General features: G+C 64.6%; 21 protein-coding genes. 9 read left to right on the forward strand and 12 right to left on the reverse strand.

Features of this window, described 5'->3' with window-relative positions; all coding sequences use genetic code 11:
- The first annotated feature begins 3 nt into the window (after positions 1-3).
- On the forward strand, positions 4-1,137 hold the full coding sequence (dnaJ, locus tag HV823_RS16105; RefSeq protein ID WP_176950747.1) for a molecular chaperone DnaJ: 1,134 nt from the start codon (positions 4-6) through the stop codon (positions 1,135-1,137).
- Between the two features lie 71 nt (positions 1,138-1,208).
- On the opposite strand, the gene HV823_RS16110 is transcribed toward dnaJ, so the two are convergent.
- From HV823_RS16110 to HV823_RS16120, 3 genes are all read right to left on the reverse strand, one after another.
- Positions 1,209-1,784: an AAA family ATPase gene (locus tag HV823_RS16110; RefSeq protein ID WP_176950748.1), complete on the reverse strand. Its 576-nt coding sequence runs from the start codon at positions 1,782-1,784 to the stop codon at positions 1,209-1,211.
- A 131-nt stretch (positions 1,785-1,915) separates the two neighbouring features.
- Complete coding sequence (locus HV823_RS16115) at positions 1,916-2,755, reverse strand: aminoglycoside phosphotransferase family protein (protein ID WP_176950817.1); 840 nt, start codon at positions 2,753-2,755, stop codon at positions 1,916-1,918.
- Positions 2,752-3,450 (reverse strand): HAD-IA family hydrolase, encoded by a 699-nt coding sequence (locus HV823_RS16120; RefSeq protein WP_176950749.1) that lies wholly within the window; start codon positions 3,448-3,450, stop codon positions 2,752-2,754. Before HV823_RS16120 ends, HV823_RS16115 begins: the two co-directional genes overlap by 4 nt.
- A 226-nt stretch (positions 3,451-3,676) precedes the next feature.
- On the opposite strand from HV823_RS16120, the gene HV823_RS16125 reads away from it, so the two are divergent.
- A complete protein-coding gene (locus HV823_RS16125; protein ID WP_176950750.1) occupies positions 3,677-3,916 on the forward strand; it encodes a hypothetical protein in 240 nt (79 codons plus the stop codon).
- Between the two features lie 61 nt (positions 3,917-3,977).
- Here HV823_RS16125 and HV823_RS16130 read toward each other — a convergent pair whose 3' ends face one another.
- From HV823_RS16130 to HV823_RS16145, 4 genes are all read right to left on the reverse strand, one after another.
- Positions 3,978-5,579 (reverse strand): ABC transporter ATP-binding protein, encoded by a 1,602-nt coding sequence (locus HV823_RS16130; protein WP_176950751.1) that lies wholly within the window; start codon positions 5,577-5,579, stop codon positions 3,978-3,980.
- A 1-nt stretch (position 5,580) separates the two neighbouring features.
- Positions 5,581-6,714: an ABC transporter permease gene (locus HV823_RS16135; RefSeq protein WP_176950752.1), complete on the reverse strand. Its 1,134-nt coding sequence runs from the start codon at positions 6,712-6,714 to the stop codon at positions 5,581-5,583.
- Positions 6,707-7,630: an oligopeptide ABC transporter permease OppB gene (oppB, locus tag HV823_RS16140; RefSeq protein ID WP_176950753.1), complete on the reverse strand. Its 924-nt coding sequence runs from the start codon at positions 7,628-7,630 to the stop codon at positions 6,707-6,709. Before oppB ends, HV823_RS16135 begins: the two co-directional genes overlap by 8 nt.
- Before the next feature lie 61 nt (positions 7,631-7,691).
- The gene (locus HV823_RS16145) at positions 7,692-9,290 is read right to left on the reverse strand and encodes a peptide ABC transporter substrate-binding protein (protein ID WP_176950754.1); all 1,599 of its coding nucleotides are present in this window, start codon (positions 9,288-9,290) and stop codon (positions 7,692-7,694) included.
- Positions 9,291-9,882: 592 nt separating this feature from the next.
- Between HV823_RS16145 and HV823_RS16150 the strand changes: the two genes are divergently transcribed.
- The 3 genes from HV823_RS16150 to HV823_RS16160 all read left to right on the forward strand — a co-directional run bounded on the left by HV823_RS16150 (position 9,883) and on the right by HV823_RS16160 (position 12,774).
- Positions 9,883-10,908 carry a histone deacetylase family protein gene (locus tag HV823_RS16150; RefSeq protein ID WP_176950755.1) on the forward strand — a complete coding sequence of 342 codons (1,026 nt, stop codon included), beginning with the start codon at positions 9,883-9,885 and terminating at the stop codon, positions 10,906-10,908.
- A 130-nt stretch (positions 10,909-11,038) separates the two neighbouring features.
- Entirely contained in the window at positions 11,039-11,704 is a 666-nt protein-coding gene (locus HV823_RS16155) for a YiaD family glycine zipper/OmpA-like lipoprotein (RefSeq protein ID WP_176950756.1), read from the forward strand.
- Positions 11,705-11,871: 167 nt separating this feature from the next.
- The gene (locus HV823_RS16160; RefSeq protein ID WP_176950757.1) at positions 11,872-12,774 is read left to right on the forward strand and encodes an EamA family transporter; all 903 of its coding nucleotides are present in this window, start codon (positions 11,872-11,874) and stop codon (positions 12,772-12,774) included.
- A 38-nt stretch (positions 12,775-12,812) separates the two neighbouring features.
- Here HV823_RS16160 and HV823_RS16165 read toward each other — a convergent pair whose 3' ends face one another.
- On the reverse strand, positions 12,813-13,280 hold the full coding sequence (locus tag HV823_RS16165; protein ID WP_176950758.1) for a group III truncated hemoglobin: 468 nt from the start codon (positions 13,278-13,280) through the stop codon (positions 12,813-12,815).
- On the reverse strand, positions 13,265-14,182 hold the full coding sequence (locus HV823_RS16170; RefSeq protein WP_176950759.1) for an EamA family transporter: 918 nt from the start codon (positions 14,180-14,182) through the stop codon (positions 13,265-13,267). The genes HV823_RS16165 and HV823_RS16170 overlap by 16 nt, the downstream gene beginning before the upstream one ends.
- Positions 14,183-14,258: 76 nt before the next feature.
- Here HV823_RS16170 and HV823_RS16175 point away from each other — a divergent pair, with 76 nt between their 5' ends.
- Entirely contained in the window at positions 14,259-14,741 is a 483-nt protein-coding gene (locus tag HV823_RS16175; protein WP_176950760.1) for a MarR family winged helix-turn-helix transcriptional regulator, read from the forward strand.
- A gap of 26 nt (positions 14,742-14,767) precedes the next feature.
- Here the strand turns inward: HV823_RS16175 and xseA are convergent, their stop codons facing one another.
- Together xseA and HV823_RS16185 are read right to left on the reverse strand one after the other, a co-directional pair.
- Positions 14,768-16,381, reverse strand: a complete 1,614-nt coding sequence (gene xseA, locus HV823_RS16180; RefSeq protein WP_176950761.1) for an exodeoxyribonuclease VII large subunit — start codon at positions 16,379-16,381, stop codon at positions 14,768-14,770.
- 93 nt (positions 16,382-16,474) lie between these two features.
- Entirely contained in the window at positions 16,475-17,272 is a 798-nt protein-coding gene (locus tag HV823_RS16185) for a helix-turn-helix domain-containing protein (RefSeq protein ID WP_176950762.1), read from the reverse strand.
- A 126-nt stretch (positions 17,273-17,398) separates the two neighbouring features.
- On the opposite strand from HV823_RS16185, the gene HV823_RS16190 reads away from it, so the two are divergent.
- Positions 17,399-17,800, forward strand: coding sequence for a hypothetical protein (locus HV823_RS16190; protein WP_176950763.1), 402 nt, complete (start codon positions 17,399-17,401; stop codon positions 17,798-17,800).
- 49 nt (positions 17,801-17,849) lie between these two features.
- Here HV823_RS16190 and HV823_RS16195 read toward each other — a convergent pair whose 3' ends face one another.
- On the reverse strand, positions 17,850-18,836 hold the full coding sequence (locus tag HV823_RS16195; protein ID WP_176950764.1) for a Gfo/Idh/MocA family protein: 987 nt from the start codon (positions 18,834-18,836) through the stop codon (positions 17,850-17,852).
- Positions 18,837-19,002: 166 nt separating this feature from the next.
- Between HV823_RS16195 and HV823_RS16200 the strand changes: the two genes are divergently transcribed.
- Positions 19,003-19,953, forward strand: a complete 951-nt coding sequence (locus tag HV823_RS16200) for an aldo/keto reductase (RefSeq protein ID WP_176950765.1) — start codon at positions 19,003-19,005, stop codon at positions 19,951-19,953.
- Positions 19,954-20,132: 179 nt separating this feature from the next.
- Positions 20,133-20,633, forward strand: a complete 501-nt coding sequence (locus HV823_RS16205; protein ID WP_176950766.1) for a YciE/YciF ferroxidase family protein — start codon at positions 20,133-20,135, stop codon at positions 20,631-20,633.
- The last annotated feature ends 131 nt before the right edge of the window (positions 20,634-20,764 follow it).

A 20,764-nucleotide genomic window follows, 5' to 3' on the forward strand; every position in this document is an offset into this window, starting at 1 on the left:
GATATGGCTAAAACTGACTTCTACGAGACGCTGGGCGTTTCCCGGACAGCTGACGAAAAGGAGCTGAAGAGCGCCTTTCGCAAGATGGCGATGAAGTATCACCCGGACAAGAATCCGGGAGATGCGACCGCCGAGGTCCGGTTCAAGGAAGTCAACGAGGCCTACGAGATCCTGAAGGATCCGCAGAAGCGCGCCGCCTACGACCGCTACGGCCACGCAGCCTTCGAGCAAGGCGGCATGGGCGGCGGCGGCTTTGGCGGCGGCGGGTTCGGTGCAGGCGGCTTCTCGGACATCTTCGAAGACATCTTCGGCGAAATGATGGGCGGCGGGCGCCAGCGGCGCTCCTCCGGCGGCCGCGAGCGCGGGGCCGACCTGCGATACAACATGGAGATCTCGCTCGAGGAATCCTTCACCGGCAAGACGGCGCAGATCCGCGTTCCGACCTCTATCACCTGCGACGTCTGCACTGGAACGGGCGCCAAGCCGGGCACCAAGCCGCAAACCTGCGGCACCTGCCAGGGGGCTGGCCGCGTGCGCGCGGCCCAGGGCTTCTTCTCGATCGAGCGCACCTGTCCGACCTGCCAGGGCCGCGGCACGATCATTCCCGATCCCTGCACCAAGTGCCACGGCCACGGCCGTGTCACCGAAGAGCGCTCGCTTTCCGTCAACATCCCGCAGGGGATCGAGGACGGCACCCGTATCCGTCTGGCCGGCGAGGGCGAGGCGGGCGTGCGCGGCGGACCTGCCGGCGATCTCTACATTTTCCTGTCGGTCAAGCCGCATGAGATTTTCCAGCGCGATGGAGCGGATCTGCACTGCAGCGTGCCGATCTCGATGACGACGGCTGCCCTCGGCGGCACCTTCGACGTCTCCACGCTGGACGGCACGAAGTCGCGCGTGACGGTGCCGGAAGGCACGCAGAACGGCCGCCAGTTCCGCCTGAAGGGCAAGGGCATGCCGGTGCTGCGCTCCAACCAGGTAGGCGATCTATACATCCAGATCATGATCGAGACGCCGCAGAAACTGACGAAGCGCCAGCGCGAGCTACTGAAGGAGTTCGAGGAAATCTCCTCGAAGGACAACAATCCGGAATCGACGGGCTTCTTCGCCCGCATGAAGGAATTCTTCGAAGGCTGATTGCCGCGATTTTACGACACGTTTCCAATGCCCGGCACAGCCGGGCATTTTCATTTCGAATGGCTGTTAGCCTACCGGATCCTGTCGACGATGAAATCTGCGCGGCTCTCAATGGAGGTCTTCGGCAGTTCCAGCGGGTGGTAGTTCAGCCTGCGGAACGTCGAAAGGGAGGCGTCGTATTGGGCGACGGCCTCCTCATAGGAATGGCGGCGCTCCCTGTCGCCTGAGTATATCTCCGGCCAGGGCGGGGTGACGAAGACCGTCCGACAATAGCGCAGAAGCCCTGCCGCCCTTTCGAGGTGAGCGGGCACGTCGCGGCGTAGATATTCGAAGAAGGCGACGGCGTCGACGATACCGCGGTCGAAGAAGACGGACCCGGTACATTCGGCCGCGGCCGTCATCTGCCGCATGGCGCGGGAAACGCACAGCTCGGCGAAGAGCGCCTGGTCGCGCCAGGGCAGCGCCGGGCCGTCGATCAAAAGCTGCTCCCGCACCACCTCGCGGCCCGGCTCCTCGAAAGCGGCGAAACCACGCATTCGCAGGGCGGAAAGCAGCGCCGACTTTCCTCCGCCGGAACAGCCGGACAAGAGAACGAAGCGGTCTGCGTAATCCGCCAGGCGGTCCAGCGGAAGGGTTTCTTCAAGCATGAAGCCTCCATGAATGAACGAACGCCGCCCCGCGTCCGCGCAGGTGTCGATTATTCCTCAATGTTCGGGAAGGGCGGGCGTGATGTGCCGCGGCTCTTTTCTGTCACCGCCAGTCGGGATCGTCAAGCGTTTCAGCTGTCCAGCTCGGCTGCGGCAAGGGCTGCGACGGCGAGATCGATGTCGGCCGGCATTCCGTCGTCCAGATACCAGACGGCCGACAGCCCCGCCCAGGCGACAATCCATTGCAGCAACCGGTGAGGGTCGAGGTCGGCCTCGGCGCAGACGATCCCGAGACGCGCTGCGAACCGTTCCGGCAGCGTCGCGACCGGAACCGACGGATCGGCAAGATCGGGATTGCAGAAGATGTTGGCATAGTCGAAGACGCGCTCGCCAAGCAGCCCCTTGGGATCGATCGCCAGCCAGCCACGCTCGCCGAAATCGAGGAAATTGTCGTGATGAACGTCGCCGTGCAGGACCACCATTTCGCGCTGGCTGGCCAAGAGTTCACGCGCCGTGGCGGCGCAGCGGTGCAGGATGCCGCCGTGACTGACAGCGCCGGGCTCGAGCGCCTCGAACCATTTCCCCAAAGGGACAAGTTCCGGCAACGCGCGTGGCTGGGGCCGATGCAGGCGCTCGACCGCAGTACAGAGGATATGTGTGGCCTCGTCGTCCCGACCACTGCGGGCGAGCGCGGCAAGCGACTGTGCGCCGCAGGCGCGCTCCAGCAGAATGGCGTCCCCTTCCGCGGCATAGACCGACGCCGCCCCCTCGCCGTTCCACCAGGCCATCAGCCTGCCGCCGGTCGCTTCGTCCGGCACCGTCGCCACCTTCAGCATCGCCGGGCGGCCGTACCATTGCACGGGAAGCAGATGGCTGCTTGGCGTGGCGACGGCTACACCGTCCGGCACAAGCTTCCATTTCCTGACGAACGGATCGAGGAGGGGATTGGACGTGAAGTAACTCCCTCTCAGGATGTGACGGCGGGTGCCAGTGTCAGAACGCCGCTCGCATCGACGCTCAGGCGCAACTGGCGATAGCTTGCGATCGACGGATGGCCTGTCACCGGTTCCTCCGCATGGGTCGCGGTGACGACGACAACGCCGGCGCCGGCGCGCTCTCCCGCTTTCACGCCGGCCTCCACGTCCTCGAACACCAGGCAGCGTGCGGGATCGACACCGAGCCGTGAAGCGGCGAGCAGATAACCCTCGGGCGAAGGCTTGCCGGTCTTGACGTCTTCCGCCGTCACGATCGTCTGCGGAAGCGCGATGCCGGCGGCCTCCAGCCTGCGTCGCGCCAGCGCGATCGGCGCGGAGGTGACGATCGCCCAGCGATCGGCCGGCAAGGCCGCCAGGAATGCGATGGCGCCGTCGATCGCCACCACACCCTCGACATCCTCGATCTCGCCGCGCTCGACCTCTAGCGCCTCGGCGCGCGGATCGACACCCGGAAGGTTCAGCGCAGTGATCGTATCGATGCCCCGCCTTCCGTGCATCGTCGGCAGGAAGGCCTCGACGTCGAGCCCGTGCTTGCGCGCCCAATTGCCCCATACGCGCTCGGTGGCCGCGATCGAATTGATCAGCGTGCCATCCATGTCGAACAGGAAGGCGTCGAAGGTTTGGCCAAAGGTCGGGAAAGTCTGTGTGTCCACGTCTCGTCCATCCACCATTCAGGATTGCATGCGCCGTGATGGCGCGGTCAGGACGGGATACCGCCCGCCGGCGGCAGAAGCAACGCTGTCGCGTTCACGATCAATAACGTCCGTTTTGTGGACGGTCCATTCAATCCCGGGATACTGGCGGAGTCCGGAAATGGCAATTATGTTTCTCTACAAGTCGGCGCCGGACAGGACATAAGGGCGCCAGTCGGCCGCGATCCGGCCAAGGGGTGTTGCGATGCTCTTCCGATCCTTTCTTCTGCTCACCGTCTCCGTAGCGCTGGCCGGCACCGCCTCTGCCACGTCTCGCGACCGGCGTGACCACCCATCCTACGACCTGCCGGTTGTCGTGCGCGGCAAGACCAGCATGCGCCAGGCCATGGGAACCAGTTCAACGTTCAGCTTCAAGACGTTCCAACGGGACGGACAACAGAAGCCAGAGCCCTATTCCTATCCCGAGCCCGACAGCAACCGGTAAGCCGGCCGACGCGCCTTGCTCTGGGCGCGACGGCCGGCTCTGGCCTCACATGGCGCTGGCCTCATATGTTGAAGGCGGCGCCGATCAGGGATTTCGTGTAGGCGTTGGCGGGCGCCTCGAAGATCGAATCGGTCTCCCCCTCCTCGACGATGCGGCCATCCTTCATCACCACGACATAGTCCGACATCGCCTTCACCACCGATAGATCGTGGCTGATGAACACGTAGGAGAGACGGTGGCTCATCTGCAAATTGCGCAGAAGCTCGATCACCTGCCCCTGCACCGATCGATCGAGCGCCGATGTCGGTTCGTCGAGAATAACGACCTTCGGCTTGAGGATCATGGCGCGGGCGATGGCGATGCGCTGACGCTGGCCGCCCGAGAATTCGTGCGGGTAACGGTTGCGCGCCTCGGGATCCAGTCCCACCTCGCTCAACGCTGCGATCGCCCGCCGATCGCGCTCGGCCTTGCCGAGTTCCGGCTCGTGCACGAGCAGGCCCTCGGTGATGATCTCGCCCACCGTTTGGCGTGGTGAAAGCGATCCATACGGGTCCTGGAAGACGAGCTGCATCGCCTTGCGCAACGGACGCATGCGCGAACGGTCAAAGCCCGAAATGTCCGTCGAACCAAACCGGTATCGTCCCTCGGCGTGGACGAGCCGCAGCAATGCACGTCCCAGCGTCGATTTTCCCGATCCCGATTCTCCGACGATGCCGATGGTCTGCCCCTCCCGCAGCCTCACCGTCACGCGGTCCACCGCGCGGAACTTCGACGCACCGCCCGAAAAGAGCCCGCCGCCGATCCGGTAGTCCACGACGACGTCGCGTCCTTCCAGAATGATCGGTGCGGTATCGGCCGGCGGCGCCTTTCGGCCATGCGGTTCTGCGGCGAGCAGCATCTTCGTGTAGTCGGACGTCGGCCGCTCGAAGATGTCGGCGGTCGTCCCCTGCTCCACCACCTCGCCGCGCCGCATCACCGCCACGCGCTCTGCGAAATGCCTGACGATGCCGAGATCGTGGGTGATCAGGACGATCGCCATGCCGAAGCGCTCCTGCAGCGAGCGCAGAAGCTTGAGGATCTGCGCCTGGATGGTGACATCGAGCGCGGTCGTCGGTTCGTCGGCGATCAGGATGTCCGGGTCGTTGGCGAGCGCCATGGCGATCATGACGCGCTGGCGCTGCCCGCCCGAGAGCTCGTGCGGATAGCTGTCGATGCGCCGGGCCGGCTCGGGGATACCCACGAGCTCCAGAAGCTCCAGCACCCGCTTGCGCGCCTCCTTGTAGCTGCCGCCACGGTGGTGGACGATCGGTTCTGCGATCTGGCGCCCGATCGGATAGAGCGGATCGAGCGAGGTCATCGGCTCCTGGAAAATCATCGTGACCTTGGCGCCGCGGACCTTGTTCAGCTCTGCCGGCGGCAGGCCGATCAGTTCCTTGCCGCGGTACTTGGCCGAGCCCGTCACCGCGCCGTTGCCGGCGAGAAGACCCATGATGCCCATCATGGTCTGGCTCTTGCCGGAGCCGGACTCGCCGACCACGGCAAGCGTCTCGCCTGCCTTGACGTCGAGGTCGATGCCCTTGACGGCATTGACCGTTCCGTCGGGCGTGGTGAAATTCACCTTCAGCTCGCGGATGGCGAGGATCGTTTCGTTCGTCTCTGCCATCTCAGCGGTCCTTCGGGTCGAACGCGTCGCGCAGGCCGTCGCCGACGAAGTTTAGCGAGAACAACGTGGCGACGAAGAAGATCGACGGGAAAATCAAGAGCCACGGCGCGGACTGGATGTTGTTCGCCCCTTCCGAAATCAGCGCGCCCCAGCTCGTCAGCGGCGCCTGGACGCCAAGGCCGAGGAAGGACAGGAAGCTCTCGAGCAGGATCACCTTCGGTACGACGACGGTGACGAAGACGATGACCGGGCCGATCGTGTTGGGGATGATGTGCCGGCGGATGATCTGCCAATCGGTGAGCCCCAGCGCCTGCGCGGCGCCGACGAATTCACGCCGCTTCAGCGCCAGTGTCTGGCCGCGCACGATGCGCGCCATGTCCAGCCACTCCACCGCGCCGATCACCAGGAAGATCAGAACGAAGCTGCGGCCGAAGAAGACGACAAGAACGACGACGAGGAACACGAAGGGCAGTGAATAGAGGATCTCGACGAAGCGCATCATGACGTTGTCGACACGCCCGCCGATATAGCCCGACGTCGCGCCGTAGACGACGCCGATGCCGAGCGAGACGAGGCTTGCGAGCAGGCCCACGGCAATCGAGATCTGTCCGCCGAGCATGACGCGCGCGAGAAGGTCCCGCCCGTTGGAATCGGTACCGAAGGGAAAGTACTCGCGGTTCACCTGCCCGCTCAGCCTCATGACACGGCCGTCATTCTCGGTCGCGTCGACCTTGGTGTCGCGGAACTCGTTGGCCCTGTCGAAGTAGCGCGTCGCACGCGGATCGATCGGCTCGTCGGCGCTGATGGTCGCGGTAAATGCTTGCCCGTCCACCGTGAACGCGTCGAGCTTCACGCGCGCCCGGGCGGCAACACCCTCCATGACCTCCTGCAGCGTCGACACGTCGGGGCGCGGCTGCAGGCTGGGCGGGATCGTCACGTAGGACGGAAACACCTGGTCATAGGTGTGCGGAACGAAGAGCGGGCCAAGGAACGAGAAGAGGGCGATCAGAAGCAGCGTCACGCAGCCCGCCATCGCCGCCCTGTTTCGGCGGAAACGGATGAGTGCGAGCTGGAACAGGCTGCGGCTGACGGTCTTCGGCGGCTCGTGCAGCGGGTTTGCGGCAATGTCAGTCATGGCGGACCCTCGGGTCGAGAAGGCCATAGAGGATGTCGACCAAAAGATTGAAGACGATGACGAAGATGGCGATCAGGATGACCGTGCCCATGACCAGCGTATAGTCACGGTTGATCGCCCCGAGGACGAAATAGCGGCCGACGCCGGGAATCGTGAAAATCGTCTCGACCACGGCCGACCCCGTCAACAGGGCTGCGGCGCAGGGCGCCAGGTAGGACACGACCGGCAACATCGCGCCGCGCATGGCATGCGTGACGACGACGACGCGGGCCGGCAGGCCATAGGCCTTGACCGTGCGGATATGATCGGCATGCAGCGCCTCGATCATCGAGCCGCGCGTCAGGCGGGCGAAAACGGCCAACTGCGGCAGCGCGAGTGCGATCATCGGGAGGATCAGGAAGCGCAACGATCCATCCCCCCAGCCGCCGGCCGGCAGCCACGACAGGATGATCGCGAAGATCAGCGTCAACACCGGGCCGACCACGAAGTTCGGCACGGTGGTGCCCACGGTCGCAAGCGACATGATGCCGAAGTCGAGCGCGCTGTTCTGGCGCAGCGCGGCAACCGTGCCCATCGCGACGCCGCCGATCAGGGCCAGCAGCAGCGCATAGAAGCCGAGCTCCATCGAATAGGGCAGGCCCTTGCCGATCAGTTCGGCGACCGAATTGTCCTTGTAGACGTAGCTCGGGCCGAAATCGCCTGTCACGGCATTGCTGACATAGGTCGCGTACTGCCGCCACAGCGGCTGATCCAGCTGGTAGGTGCGAACCAGGTTTTCCATCGTCGCCGGCGGCAGCGGTCGTTCCAGATTGAAGGGCCCGCCGGGGGCAAACCGCATGAGGAAGAAGGAAATCGTGACGACGATGAACAAGGTCGGCACGGCGCTCGCAAGGCGGCGCAAGACGAAGGCTATCATGCCCGTACTCCTGTGAAGCAGCGCATGGGACGTGCCCGTGCGCCACCTCGGATCGCAGCTGTTATTCGGATACGCTCAGGAAGCGGCTCAGGTGCTGGTTGGCGGCATTGTCATGCCAGCCCTGCACGCGCCCGGAAACGAGCCACAGGTCCGCCTGCGTCAGGAACGGCGCGATCGGCTGGTCCTTCATCAGCAGCGTCTCGGCCTCGTGCAGGAGCTTCGAACGGGCGGCCGGATCGGTCTCTTCGTAGGACTTCTTCATCAGGTCGTCGAACTCCGCGCTCTCGTAGTGACCGTAGTTGAAGGTCTTGTTCGAGCTCAGGCTGAGGGCGAGGAAATTCTCCGCATCGGCATAGTCGGCGACCCAGCCGGCGCGGGCGACGTTGAACTTGCCGCCTTCCTGCAGGTAGGCGTAGTGCGAGGACACGTCGAGGTTCACCATCGAGACGGTTGCGCCGAAGGTGTTCTTCCACATGTCGGCGATGGCGGTGGCCACGCGCTCATGGTTCGGGTTGGTGTTGTAGCGGATCTCGATGTCGAGCGGCTTGCCGCCCTCGCCGTAGCCCGCCTCCTTCATCAGAGCGATCGCCTTGTCCTCACGGTCGAGCTGCGACAACGCCGAAAAATCGGCCTTCGCCGGCTCACCATAGGTCTCGATGCCGGGCGGCACCATGGAATAGGCCGGGATCTGCGAGCCGGAGTAGATCTCCTTGGCAAGGAAGTCTCGGTCCACGGCCATGGACAGCGCCTGGCGCACGCGCACGTCGCTATAGGGCTCCTGGCGGGTGTCGAAGGCGTAGTAGTAGGTTGCAAGCGTCGGCGACACGTGCACCTGGTCGCCATAGGCGCCGCGCAGGCGATCGATCTGGTCTGCGGAGAAGTTGTAGACGAGATCCATCTCCTTCGCCTCGAAGCGCCGAACGGAGGCCGCCTGGTCGTCTATCGGGTAGAAGATCACCTTGTCGAGCTTGACGTTGGCGGCGTCCCAGTAGTTCGGATTCTTCTCGACGACGAGGTTGTCGTTCGGCACGTGGCTGACGAGCTTGAAGGCACCGTTCGAGACCATGGTGCCGGGCTTTACGAAATCAGCGCCATTCTTCTCGACGCTCGCCTTGGAGACCGGCAGGGCCGTCTGGTGGGCCAGCAGTTCGAGGAAGAAGGGGGTCGGACGTTCGAGTGTGATTTCAAGCGTCTTCTCGTCGACTGCCTTCACCCCGAGATCTGTCGGCTGGGCCTCGCCCTTGTTGACCTTCTCCGCGTTCTTGATCGGATAAAGGATGTTGGCATAGCCGGCAGCCGTCTTCGGGTCCTCGACGCGGCGGAACGAGAAGGCGAAATCCTCCGCCGTCACCGGCGATCCGTCGGACCACTTGGCATCGCCGCGCAGCTTGAACGTGTAGGTCAGGCCATCGTCGGAGAGATCCCAGGTCTCGGCCGCACCGGGAACGATCTTGCCGCTGGCATCGTAAATCGTCAGGCCTTCATAGAGATCCTTGAGGATGAATTCCTCAATGTTGATGGAGGTGTGGGCCTGGTCGAGCGTCTGCGGCTCGCCGGCATTGCCGCGATGAAGCACTGCCTCGGCCAGCGCCGGACTGCTTCCGACAAGCACTGCACCAAGCAAAAGAGCTGCGCGCAGGTTGAAGCGACGATAAGCCATTTTTCTTTCCTTCCCCGTGTTATTCTGGCGTGAATGGCCGGAGTGAATGCCAGAAACAGCGGGAACGCAAGGAAATTTGCAGCGGCTCGACCTCGAAGCATCGACCGTGAGATGCGGCGGTAAACGTCAGGATTGCGGCAGGCACAGCCCTGTCTCGAAATGCGCCGGATAGCGCGCAAGCAGCCTTCGATCATAGCGCGATGCCCGGCCCTCTCGCGCTCTGCGCAATATTTCGCAAACCAAGCTTCCCTTTACGTAATATGTGCAAATGAAATTGTAGCGGACGTTTTCCTTTCCTGCGCCACGGTTATCGTCTGTGATACGGGCCGCATCCCGGCCGGGCATTTCCCCGGCACGACAAGATCGCGCCAGTTCTACTTATGCGAGCGCCGCAAAAGGGTTCAGGCATGCGGAGGAGATGTGGATAGGCGGCCGATTTTTCGCCCGTGTCCGTCCAGATACAGGGCACTCCTCACGTCCCAAGGTGTTCTCGCCACGAAGCGCGCCGGCGAAGCAGCAAGGTCAACAGTCGTGCCTTGCCCGGTCAGCGCTTCGCGGCTAACGTCGCCGCAGCGAATTGGGGAGCCATTGGATGCGCGTCGTATTTTCCGAAGACCACAAGCTCAGAAATGCCAAGACCGAACTCTACGGCGGCGAACTGGTGCCTCCTTTCGAGGCGCCGTTCCGCGCCGAATGGATCCTGGCAGCGGTCAAGGAAGCGGGCTACACCGATGTCGTGGCGCCGGCGCGGCATGGGCTGGAAACCGCGCTGAAAGTGCACGATGCTGGCTATCTCGCATTCCTCGAAACCGCCTGGGACCGCTGGCAGGCGGCCGGCCACCGGGGCGAGGCGATCGCAACATCGTTCCCCGTGCGCCGCACCTCGCCGCGTATCCCCACCGACATCGACGGCCAGCTCGGCTACTATTGCAACGCCGCGGAAACGGCGATTTCGCCGGGCACATGGGAAGCGGCACTGTCTTCGATGTCGTCTGCGATCGATGGTGCAGACCTGATCGCAGCCGGCCACAAGGCGGCATTCTCGCTCTGCCGCCCACCGGGCCATCACGCCGGCATCGACATGTTCGGCGGCTATTGCTTCATCAACAACGCCGCCGTCGCGGCCCAGCGCCTGCTCGACAAGGGCACGGGCAAGGTCGCGGTCCTGGACGTCGATTTCCATCACGGCAACGGCACGCAGGACATCTTCTACGAGCGCGGCGACGTTTTCTTTGCCTCGCTCCACGGCGACCCTGCCGAGGCCTTCCCGCATTTTCTCGGCTACGAGGAGGAAACCGGCAAGGGTGCCGGCGCCGGTACCACGCGCAACTATCCCATGGGCCGCGGCACGCCCTATTCGGTCTGGGGCGCCGCCCTCGAAGATTCGCTGAAACAGATCGCCGCCTTCGGCGCGGAAGCGATCGTCGTCTCCCTCGGCGTCGACACGTTCGAGAAGGACCCGATCTCCTTCTTCAAGCTGACCTCGCCGGACTATATCAGCATGGGGCGGACGATCGCCGCCAGCGGAGTGCCGGTTCTGGTGGTCATGGAGGGCGGCTATGGCGTTCCGGAAATCGGCCTCAATGTCGCCAACGTGCTGAAGGGCATTTCCGGCTAAACGCCAAGTTTTCAGCCGGACAGCTTCCCAGGATGCAATCCGCTGGGGAAAGCCCGTGGGCTTTCATGTTGCTGCCGCAATCGATAGTTTGAAGCAGAATCACGAAGAACGCTCGGAATCAGGCTCTTTCATGTACAAAAAGATCGCAATCATCTCCCTATCCGCCATCTATCTTTCCGCCTGCACCACCACCGATCCGTATACCGGTGAACAGAAGGTGTCGAACACCGCAGGCGGCGCGCTGATTGGCGCCGGCCTTGGTGCTGCGACCGGCCTGCTTGTCGGCAACAATCCCGTGCAGCGCCGCAATGCGGCCCTGATCGGCGCCGGCGTCGGCGCGCTGGCCGGCGGCGCCATCGGCAACTACATGGACAACCAGGAGGCCGAACTGCGCGCGCAACTGCAGGGAACGGGCGTCTCCGTCACCCGTAACGGCGACCGGATCATCCTGAACATGCCGTCGAACATCACCTTCGCGACGGACCAGGACCAGATCGTGCCGGCCTTTTACCCGACGCTCGATTCCGTCGCGATCGTGCTGCGCAAGTTCAACAGGTCGCTGATCGACGTCGACGGGCACACCGATTCCACCGGCTCGGCGGCGCACAACCAGGCGCTTTCGGAACGCCGCGCCTATTCGGTCGCCAACTATCTCGGCTCGCGCGGCGTCGACCAGCGCCGCATGTCGGCGATAGGCTACGGCCAGGACCGCCCGATCGCCTCGAATGCCACCGAGGCCGGCCGCGCGCAGAACCGCCGCGTCGAGATCTCGATCTCGCCGCTCCGTCAGGGCTGACGACCGCTCGCATCTCTTTCCCGCTCTTCCTCGACGCGCACCGCCCGGTGCGCGTCGTCGTTTCCGGCATTGCTCGCAAGTATCAATTCTGCTGAAGCAAAGCCTCACCGCAATCAATTTGTCGGAATGAGATCCATCCGCTACCACGGTAGGCCGGAGGTACCGCCATGGCCGACCAGCAAGTCCAGAATGCGTTCGACAGCCCCTCGCCCGGAGCACCCGGCGAGCGGACGGCACTTTTGTCGGGCGTGACGCTATGCCTGTTTTCCATGTCGAGCGTGCAGGTGGGCGCGGCTCTTTCCGCCGGCGTAATTGCGCAGCACGGACCCTTCGCCACGAGCTTCATCCGCCTGCTGTTCGCCTCGCTGATCCTGCTTGCCATCCTGCGCCCGCCGGTCCGCTCCTATAGCCGGGAACAATGGAAAAGCGCCCTTGCGCTTGGCCTGACCATGGCGGTGATGACCGTCTGCTTCTATGCCGCGATCGCGCGCATCCCGCTCGGACTGACGGTCGCGGTCGAATTTCTCGGGCCGCTCGCCGTCGCCACCTTCGGTCTTGGCGGATGGCGGCTGATATGGCCGCTGGCAGCATTCGTCGGCGTGGGCCTACTGTGTCACAACGGCGAGAGTTGGTCGGCCGATCCGCTCGGGCTTCTGCTCGCGGCTGGCGCCGGCGCCGGCTGGGGCGGCTACATTCTCCTCATGAAGAAGTCGGGAAAGCTCTTTCCCGGGTTGGAGGGACTGGCCATCTCGCTGTTCGTTTCGGCGATCGTATGCCTCCCGGCCGGAATGCAGGAGCTGCCGCAGATGTTCTCGGCGGATATGCTGCTGACGATGCTGGGGCTTGCCGTTCTCGTGCCGCTGCTGCCCTATGCGCTGGAAATGATCGCGCTTCGGCGCATGCCGACTGCTGCTTTCGGCATCCTGATGAGCCTCGAGCCGGCCATCGGCGCGCTGGCCGGCTTCACGATCCTCGGCCAGCCGATGACGCCGCTGCAGATGCTGGGCACCGGGCTGGTGGTCGCCGCCAGCGTGGGCGTCACCTCTAACGCCAGGAGCGAGGGCGGCTAGTATCTGGAGCAAAGACGCGTCGCGGTTTGCGATGAGCGTCAGGCGGAGCGCAGAGCCGGATCGTCGTCAGCGGGGTTGTAGAAGAGCGACAGGACCAGGCTGCGGGCGATCCGCTCCGCCGTCGCCATGAACCAGGCCTTTGCCTCGGACGTCGGTGCTATATCGTCCAAGGTCGCCGAGAACAGGCCGAGCCAGACCTGGAAGAGCGGCGCGTCGAGGTTGGCGACACCCTGATGCGCCATGACCGGCTTGCCGCCATAGCCGCCGTCCTTGAAGGCGACGGCCGACCAGAAGCGCTTCATCTTCTCCATATGCTCCGGCCAGCGTCCGGCCAGGCGCGCCTCGAACACCGGGCCGAGCTGCGGGTGTGCGCGCACGCGGCCGTAGAACGTGTCGACCAGCAGCGGAATGAAAGGGTCGGTGATGCCGATGGCGGCCATGTCGCGCCGGGCGCGGGCGCGCAGCTCCTCGAAATGGGATCGCGGGGTTTCTATGTCTTCGTCCATAGGGCGGATTTAGGCGTTTCCCGGCTGTTCGGCAATGACGCGGTTGGTCGCAGGCCTGACTGGGCGCGCTGGCTGCCCCAGACACTGACGAGCACCACGGCGATGCCGGCGACCTGCAACGGGCTGAGGCTCTGGCCCAATAGCCCCCAGCCGAGCAGCACGGCCGTCATCGGGCTGAGGAAGCCGAGGGAGGCGACGGCCGGCGGACCCAGCCGCGAAAGGCCACGGAACCAGAGTATATAGGTGAAGGCCGCGCCGACGAGGCCGAGATAGGCGAAACCGAGAATGTTGAGATAGGTCGGCGGCGGCAGTGCCGGTTCGAGCATCAATGCGGCCGGCACCAGCAGCAGGCCGCCTGCCGCAAGCTGCCACGCCGTGAAGGTCAATGGCGAGACCGGCGGCTGCCAATAGCGGGAGAGCACCGTGCCGGCCGCCATGGAGACGGCGCCGGCAAGGCCGGCCGCGACACCCACCGGATCGAGGTTGGCTGCGGGCGTCAGCACCAGGAGCGCCACGCCGGCGATGCCCGCCAGACCCGCGAGGATGGACAACGGCCGTATGGGCGAGCCGAGCACCATCCGCGACAGGGCGATCACAATCAGCGGCTGGATCGCGCCGACCGTCGCCGCCACACCGCCCGGCAGGCGATAGGCCGACACGAACAGCATGGCCCAGAAGAAGGAGAAATTCAGAGCCCCGAGAATGAAGGTCCGCGCCCACCATTTGCCTTTCGGCAATCGCCGGACGACGAGCAGCAGCAACAGGCCCGCCGGCAGGGCCCGGAGCAGCGAGACGGTGAGCGGATAACCCGCCGGCAACAGCTCCGTGGTGATGATGTAAGTGCTGCCCCATATGGCGGGCGCAATCGCGGTCAGCAAAATGTCTTGCAGGCGGTTCATCATTTCGAATCCAGTTATCTTGATGTCAAAATATATCGGTTTATCTTGACGTCAAGAAAAATTTCGCGATAGTCGTCGCATGGATCACGTCGACCGCATCATTGCACAGTGGAACCGGGAGCGGCCGGACCTCGACGTCGGGCCAATGGCCCTGCTCGGCCGGCTGAACCGCGTCCGCCAGCATCTCGGCCGCGAGATCGAACAGGTGCTCGCCAAACACGGCCTGTCCGTTGCGGGCTTCGACGTGCTGGCCACATTGCGACGATCGGGCGCGCCGTTCCAGCTCTCTCCGGGGGACCTTCTGGCGACCACCATGGTCACATCGGGCACGATGACCAACCGGATCGATCAGCTGGAAAAGGAAGGGCTGGTCGAGCGGATCAAAAATCCTGACGACGGCCGCAGCGTGCTGATCAGCCTGACACCGGAAGGACGCGAGCGCGTGGACCGCGCCGTGGAAGCCCATGTCGCCAACCAGCATCGCCTGGTCGATGGCCTTGACGCCCGGCAACGACAGGAACTGGACGCGGCCTTGCGCGTGCTTCTGGCAGCCTTCGAGTGAAGGCTGGATGCCTCCGCCACTACGCTCTAGAAGAGCGATCCCTGCTTTGGCGGCGCCGAACCTGAATCTTCGGACTTGGCAGGCTTGCGTTTCGGCGGCTGCGGGGGTGATTCCGGCGGCGTGACGTCTGACGCCGTTGCCCCTGCGACGGCATCGACCTTGCCATCGGCGAATTCGATCGAGATAACAGCCCCTGCAGAGACGGCGGCCGCCTGCTTGACCGCATGGCCGGTCTCGTCCCGCACCAGCGCATAGCCGCGGCTGAGAACGTTGCGATAGGAAAGGGACTGCAAGATCCTGTCCTGCGCGCCCAGCAGCGCCTTGCGCCGCGAAAGGTCCCCGGCCAGCGCCGTATCGGCGCGCAGAGCCAGCCCCTTCAGCCGGTCGCGCGAGCGCTCGGTGCGCGCGAGGATGCGCGAAGGCGTCGTGCGCAACGCCGCATCGAGCGCCGTAATCCGCGCCCGCCCCTGGTCCAGCCGCCTCTCGACGACGCGCTCGGCGCGCCGCAGCGCTTCGACGAGGCGCTGGCGGCGCTCGACGAGCCGGCCGGAAAGAAGCTCCGGCCGCAGGTGCGCCGAAACCCGCTCGAAGGCGCGCCTCTTGTTCAGCGTGTTCATGTGCAAGCCGCGCCCGAGACCGGCGGACGCCTCGTCGAAGCGGCGGCGCGGCAGCGCCAGAAGCTGATCCAGCGAAGGAAGAGCGCGGGCAAGCGCCCGCAGGCCTTGGCGGCGGCCATCCATCTGGCGTACCGCAGCACCGCGCAGCCGGGCGGCAAGGGCTGCGACGGCCGCCTCGAGATCAGCCTTTACCGGGACGGCCATTTCCGCGGCCCCCGTCGGCGTCGGCGCGCGCCGGTCGGCGGCATGATCGATCAGCGTCCAGTCGGTCTCGTGGCCGACGGCCGATATCAGCGGTATTTCGGAGGCCGCGGCGGCCCGGACGACGATCTCGTCGTTGAAGCTCCAGAGATCCTCAAGGCTGCCGCCGCCACGCGCCACGATCAGGACGTCGGGCCGCCGGATCGCCCCGCCCGGCGCAAGCGCGTTGAAGCCGCGAATGGCTGCTGCCACTTCCTCGCCCGAGCCTTCGCCCTGCACCTTCACGGGCCAGACCAGGACGTGGACCGGAAAGCGATCCGATATCCGGTGCAGGATATCGCGAATGACCGCGCCGGTGGGCGAGGTGACGACGCCGATCACATACGGCAGGAACGGAAGCGGCCGCTTGCGGCCCGCGTCGAACAGGCCCTCCGCCGCCAGCTTGCGCCGCCGCTCCTCAAGAAGCGCCATCAGCGCGCCGGCCCCGGCCGGCTCCAGCGTCTCGATCACGATCTGGTATTTCGACGACCCCGGGAAAGTGGTGATCTTGCCGGTGGCTATGACCTCCATGCCCTCCTCGGGGCGGAAGCGGAGGCGGGAGAAGCTGCCTTTCCAGATGACCGCGTCGATGCGGGCGCGGTCGTCCTTCAGGCTGAAATAGGCATGACCGGACGAGTGCGGCCCGCGATAGCCGGAAATCTCGCCTCGCACCCTAACCTGATCGAAAGCCTGCTCGACCGTACGCTTGATCGAGCCGGAAAGCTCCGAAACGGAATATTCCGCGAGGTTGGTGGGCGAATCATTATCCGAAAACATGCTCATGCCCCATTTTGACCGGCGGCGGCGCGGCTGACCAGTGGGCCGCGGAGGCCGTCCCCGGAAAGACCTGCCGATGACGGCGCAGCGTCGCCACCGCTAGGCCATGCTCCTGTTCGAAGGCCCGCTTTCGAAGTGCCTGCGCGTCTGTTCGTCCGCCGGAAAGAAGGATTCGATCAGGACGCCTTGCACCAGTGCGTCCTGGGCGGAGCCGAACGAGGTCAGCGTGGTGATGAAGGAGAGCCGTGTCTTTTCCATGCCGATCTCGACCGGAAGAACGGGCAGCCGCTCGCTTTGCGGGAAGGCTTCCAGTGCTGCGCGCACGTCCGCATCCGCCGCCAGCCGCTCGATCCGCCGCGCAAGCGCGCTTCGCGGCCCCTGCAGCCAGGCATCGGCCCGGATGCGGTGGACGAGGTCGGCGGCCGTCCGTTCCCAGTTGAGGATGATGGACCGCAGGGGTGACGGGCCAAGATAGGCATCGAGGAAATTGTCGCCGGGCCGTAGTGCGAGGCCTGCCATTGCTGCCAGCCCCTCAAGCGCGCCATTCGCGGCAAGCACGTTGTAGTCGTGGTCGAAGACGACGCCGGGATAGGGATCGTGGCGCGCCAGAATCAGGCTGATCGCCTCCTTAACCGCACTGGGCATCGCATCCAGGGCCGTTGCCGGACGGGTTTCGTGCCGGGGCCGAAAACCGGCCGTCGAAAAGAGAATGCCCTGGTCGCGCGCGGGGATGGCCAGCACATCCGACAGGCGCAGGATCATCCCCTCAGACGGCCGAGACCGGCCCGTCTCGAGGAAGGAAAGATGGCGCGTCGAGATGCCGGCTTCGGCGGCAAGCTGCATCTGGCTCAGGCGCCTGTGGCTGCGCCATTCCTTTAGCCGTTCACCAAACTCCATCGACACCTCCCTGCGTCGCAAGCAGGAGACGACGGATCGGGGCGAAAATCCATTACCTCCAAGGTAATTGTTTCTGATCGGCAGCTTCTGGAGGATCGGGCCATCAGCAACGAAAGGACGATCCCCATGTTTGCAAACCTCAACCGCAACCTCCTCAAGGCCGTCATGCTCGCCGACGGCGCCTTTTCGCTCGTGGCCGGCGCCGGGCTGGTGGCCCTTGCCGGGCCGATCGCCGGCTTGCTCGGGGTTTCCGTCGATCCCGCAATCGTCAGCTCGGTCGGCTTGTTCCTCCTCGGATGGGGCGTGTTCCATCTCGCCGCGGGGCGACCGGCGCAACCGCGCGCGGGCGCCATCAGCATCGCCATTGCCGGCGACGGGCTCTGGGTACTCGCGAGCGCCGCCATCCTCTTTGTTGCCCGGGAGCAGCTTTCGACGATCGGCATGGCGGCGATCGCGCTCGTGGCACTGGCCGTGCTCGATATCATGCTCCTGAAGCTTGCTGGCTGGCGCCGGCAGGCAGGAGCTTGATGCGACAAGGCCGATTGATCGGCCGGGCTCTCAGGGAGACGGACGAATGTCAGACCGTCTCCCAGCCATCCTTGTCGCTGGCGCGATAGATCGCGTCGATCAGCTGCTGGTTCCTGACGGAGCTTTCGAGCGGAACCACCTCCTCTACCGCTCCCGCCGCTGCGCGGGCGAAGGCCTCCGCCTCAAGCTTGTACTGGCGCGAATCCTGGAAGCGGAACAGTTGCGACTGGGAGTGGTTCTGGTTGGTCAGCTCGAGCTCCTCCGCGCCGTAGCGATCGGCGTTGAAGGGCGATTTCACCTCGATGAAGCCCTTGTCGCCATGGAACACCATCACCTGACGGGCCGCGAGCTGGGTGGAGACATAGAAGCTCAATTCGAAATCGCCGAAATCCGCTCGCACGCTGGAATAGATGTCGGTACCGAACTCTGGATCGCGCTCCGTCGAAGCCTGCACCCGGATCGGCTCCTTGCCGGTGGCGAAACGGGTCGTGATCGTCGGGTAGACGCCGATATCCGGAAGGCCGCCACCGCCCAGTGCCGGAATGTTGCGCATGTTGCCCGGATCACGGTTGAAATAGGTGAAGGCGCCCTGAACGTGGCGGAGCTTGCCGATCGCTCCCTCCTTCAGAAGCTCGCGCACCTTCCGCCACACCGGCGCGTAGGTGACCATGTAGGCCTCCGACACCACCACCTTGTTGCGGTCGCGGGCCGCGATCAGCGCGTCGATCTCCGATGCCTTCAGCGCGATCGGCTTTTCGCAAAGGACATGCTTGCCGGCATCGGCGGCCTTGATCGTCCATTCGGCATGCTGCGAGGTCGGCAGGGGGATATAGACGGCGTCGATCGTGTCGGACGCCAGCATTTCCTCGTAGGAGCCGAAGGCGTGCGGCACCGAGAAGCGGTCGGCCATCGCGCGGGCCTTGGCGAGATCGCGGCTGGCGATCGCCGTGACGACGCAGTTCTCCGCGTCCTGAATGGCAGGCACGACCAGTTCGCGGCCGATCTTGGCCGTCGAGAGAATACCGAAACGCAGCATGGGATTTCCTCCTTGAAACGGGTCGAACACTAGTCGTGAGGTACGTGCCTAGCAAGGGCGGCGGCCGGCAAAATTTCCGCACTACCGGGTGTACATGGCAGGGTGTCGCCCTATTCTAGCGATCGCCCGCCTCGATTGTTTCATCAGTGAAATTTGGAGAACTTGCATGCAGAAGCGCTCTCTCGGCCGCACCGGCCTCGATATCGCGCCCCTCGTCTTCGGCGGTAACGTCTTTGGCTGGACCGCGGACGAAAAGACCTCGTTTGCGCTGCTCGACGCCTTCGTCGGCGCCGGCTTCAACGCGATAGACACGGCTGACGTCTATTCCCGCTGGGTATCCGGAAACAGCGGCGGCGAATCGGAGACCATCATCGGCAAATGGCTGAAGCAATCCGGGATGGCGCGCGAAAGTGTCGTCCTGATTACCAAGGTCGGTTCCGACATGGGGCAGGGCCATCGCGACCTTTCGAGGAACTGGATCGCCGAAGCGGTCGAGGCATCGCTGAAAAGGCTGCAGACCGATCATATCGATCTCTATCTGTCGCACTGGCCGGACGAGCGCACACCTTACGAGGAGACGCTCGAAGCTCATGCGGCGCTGGTCAAGGCAGGCAAGGTGCGGGCCTTCGGCGCCTCCAACCTCGATGCCACGCAACTGCAGGCCTCCTTCGATGCCGCCGACGCGGCCGGCCTGCCGCGCTACGCCGCCCTTCAGCCGGAGTACAATCTCTACGACCGTTCCGGGTTCGAAGGCCCGCTTGCCGAGCTTTGCCTGCGCGAGAACATCGGCGTCATCACCTACTACAGCCTGGCGAGCGGTTTCCTCAGCGGAAAGTATCGCTCGCCTGCCGATACCAAGGGTGCTGCCCGTGGTGACGGGGTCGCGCACTACCTCGACGACAAGGGCATGCGCATCCTCGCCGCTCTCGACATGGTCAGCGCGGAGGCGGGCGCGAAGCCCGCAGAGGTCGCGCTGGCGTGGTTGATGGCCAAGCCCGCCGTGACCGCGCCGATCGCAAGCGCGACCAACCTCACGCAGATTGAGAGCCTCATCAAGTCGGCCAGCCTCACGCTGACGCCGGAGCAGATCGCGACGCTCGACGCTGCCGGCGTCTGACCGCATCCGCAGATCGACGGTTTTCGGGCCCAAAACGGACCGGCGACGTCGCCGGTCCGGCTTCGGCGAACGATGCAAGGCGAAAGTCCGCATCATCCTGGAACATCTGCGCCGGCTCTCCGTTGACGGCAGGTCACCACAGCGTGACTTTCACTCACACCGACGGAAGGACGAGGCAGATGGCCAAGGAAAAGACATTGGACGATCTCTTCTACGACACCCTGAAGGACATCTACTATGCGGAACGGCAGATCCTGAAGGCACTTCCCAAGATGGCACGCGGCGCGCAGTCGGCCGAATTGAAGGCGGCTTTCGAAAAGCACAAGGAGCAGACGCAGGGCCAGGTCGAGCGCCTCCAGCAGGTGTTCGAGATTATCGGCAAGCGCGCCCAGGGCAAGACCTGCGAAGCGATCGAAGGCATTCTCGCCGAGGGCGAGGAGGTCATGGAGGAATTCAAGGGCACCACGGCGCTGGATGCCGGCCTGATCTCGGCCGCCCAGGCCGTCGAGCACTACGAGATCTCGCGCTACGGAACGCTGAAGACCTGGGCGCAGACGCTCGGGTACAAGGAGGCGGTCAAGCTTCTCGATGCAACGCTGCAGGAAGAGGGCCAGACCGACCAAGACCTGACGAAGCTTGCCGTGGCGAACTCCAACAAGAAGGCTACCAAAGCCGCCTGACACATCCCACCCGGCGAGAGGCGCCGGGGCGGGCTGGAATGGCGGGAGGGATGGCCCACAGCAGGACTTCCGCATCCAATCGATGCCGAAAGGCAGGCGGGCGACGGGACGTATCATGCGTTTCGTCCACC

The organism is Mycoplana rhizolycopersici (genome assembly GCF_013378445.1).
In the GTDB taxonomy this organism is placed as follows: Bacteria; Pseudomonadota; Alphaproteobacteria; order Rhizobiales; family Rhizobiaceae; genus Mycoplana; species Mycoplana rhizolycopersici.

Bases quoted from the DNA above. Each gene is read 5' to 3' on its own strand.
- HV823_RS16145 (WP_176950754.1), bottom strand. From the start codon at position 9,290: ATGGCTTATCGTCGCTTCAACCTGCGCGCAGCTCTTTTGCTTGGTGCA.
- xseA (WP_176950761.1), bottom strand. From the start codon at position 16,381: ATGAGCATGTTTTCGGATAATGATTCGCCCACCAACCTCGCGGAATAT.
- HV823_RS16110 (WP_176950748.1), bottom strand. From the start codon at position 1,784: ATGCTTGAAGAAACCCTTCCGCTGGACCGCCTGGCGGATTACGCAGAC.
- HV823_RS16170 (WP_176950759.1), bottom strand. From the start codon at position 14,182: ATGATGAACCGCCTGCAAGACATTTTGCTGACCGCGATTGCGCCCGCC.
- HV823_RS16175 (WP_176950760.1), top strand. From the start codon at position 14,259: ATGGATCACGTCGACCGCATCATTGCACAGTGGAACCGGGAGCGGCCG.
- HV823_RS16205 (WP_176950766.1), top strand. From the start codon at position 20,133: ATGGCCAAGGAAAAGACATTGGACGATCTCTTCTACGACACCCTGAAG.
- HV823_RS16185 (WP_176950762.1), bottom strand. From the start codon at position 17,272: ATGGAGTTTGGTGAACGGCTAAAGGAATGGCGCAGCCACAGGCGCCTG.
- dnaJ (WP_176950747.1), top strand. From the start codon at position 4: ATGGCTAAAACTGACTTCTACGAGACGCTGGGCGTTTCCCGGACAGCT.
- HV823_RS16190 (WP_176950763.1), top strand. From the start codon at position 17,399: ATGTTTGCAAACCTCAACCGCAACCTCCTCAAGGCCGTCATGCTCGCC.
- HV823_RS16195 (WP_176950764.1), bottom strand. From the start codon at position 18,836: ATGCTGCGTTTCGGTATTCTCTCGACGGCCAAGATCGGCCGCGAACTG.
- HV823_RS16130 (WP_176950751.1), bottom strand. From the start codon at position 5,579: ATGGCAGAGACGAACGAAACGATCCTCGCCATCCGCGAGCTGAAGGTG.
- HV823_RS16120 (WP_176950749.1), bottom strand. From the start codon at position 3,450: ATGGTGGATGGACGAGACGTGGACACACAGACTTTCCCGACCTTTGGC.
- HV823_RS16125 (WP_176950750.1), top strand. From the start codon at position 3,677: ATGCTCTTCCGATCCTTTCTTCTGCTCACCGTCTCCGTAGCGCTGGCC.
- HV823_RS16165 (WP_176950758.1), bottom strand. From the start codon at position 13,280: ATGGACGAAGACATAGAAACCCCGCGATCCCATTTCGAGGAGCTGCGC.
- HV823_RS16150 (WP_176950755.1), top strand. From the start codon at position 9,883: ATGCGCGTCGTATTTTCCGAAGACCACAAGCTCAGAAATGCCAAGACC.
- HV823_RS16155 (WP_176950756.1), top strand. From the start codon at position 11,039: ATGTACAAAAAGATCGCAATCATCTCCCTATCCGCCATCTATCTTTCC.
- HV823_RS16135 (WP_176950752.1), bottom strand. From the start codon at position 6,714: ATGACTGACATTGCCGCAAACCCGCTGCACGAGCCGCCGAAGACCGTC.
- HV823_RS16160 (WP_176950757.1), top strand. From the start codon at position 11,872: ATGGCCGACCAGCAAGTCCAGAATGCGTTCGACAGCCCCTCGCCCGGA.
- oppB (WP_176950753.1), bottom strand. From the start codon at position 7,630: ATGATAGCCTTCGTCTTGCGCCGCCTTGCGAGCGCCGTGCCGACCTTG.
- HV823_RS16200 (WP_176950765.1), top strand. From the start codon at position 19,003: ATGCAGAAGCGCTCTCTCGGCCGCACCGGCCTCGATATCGCGCCCCTC.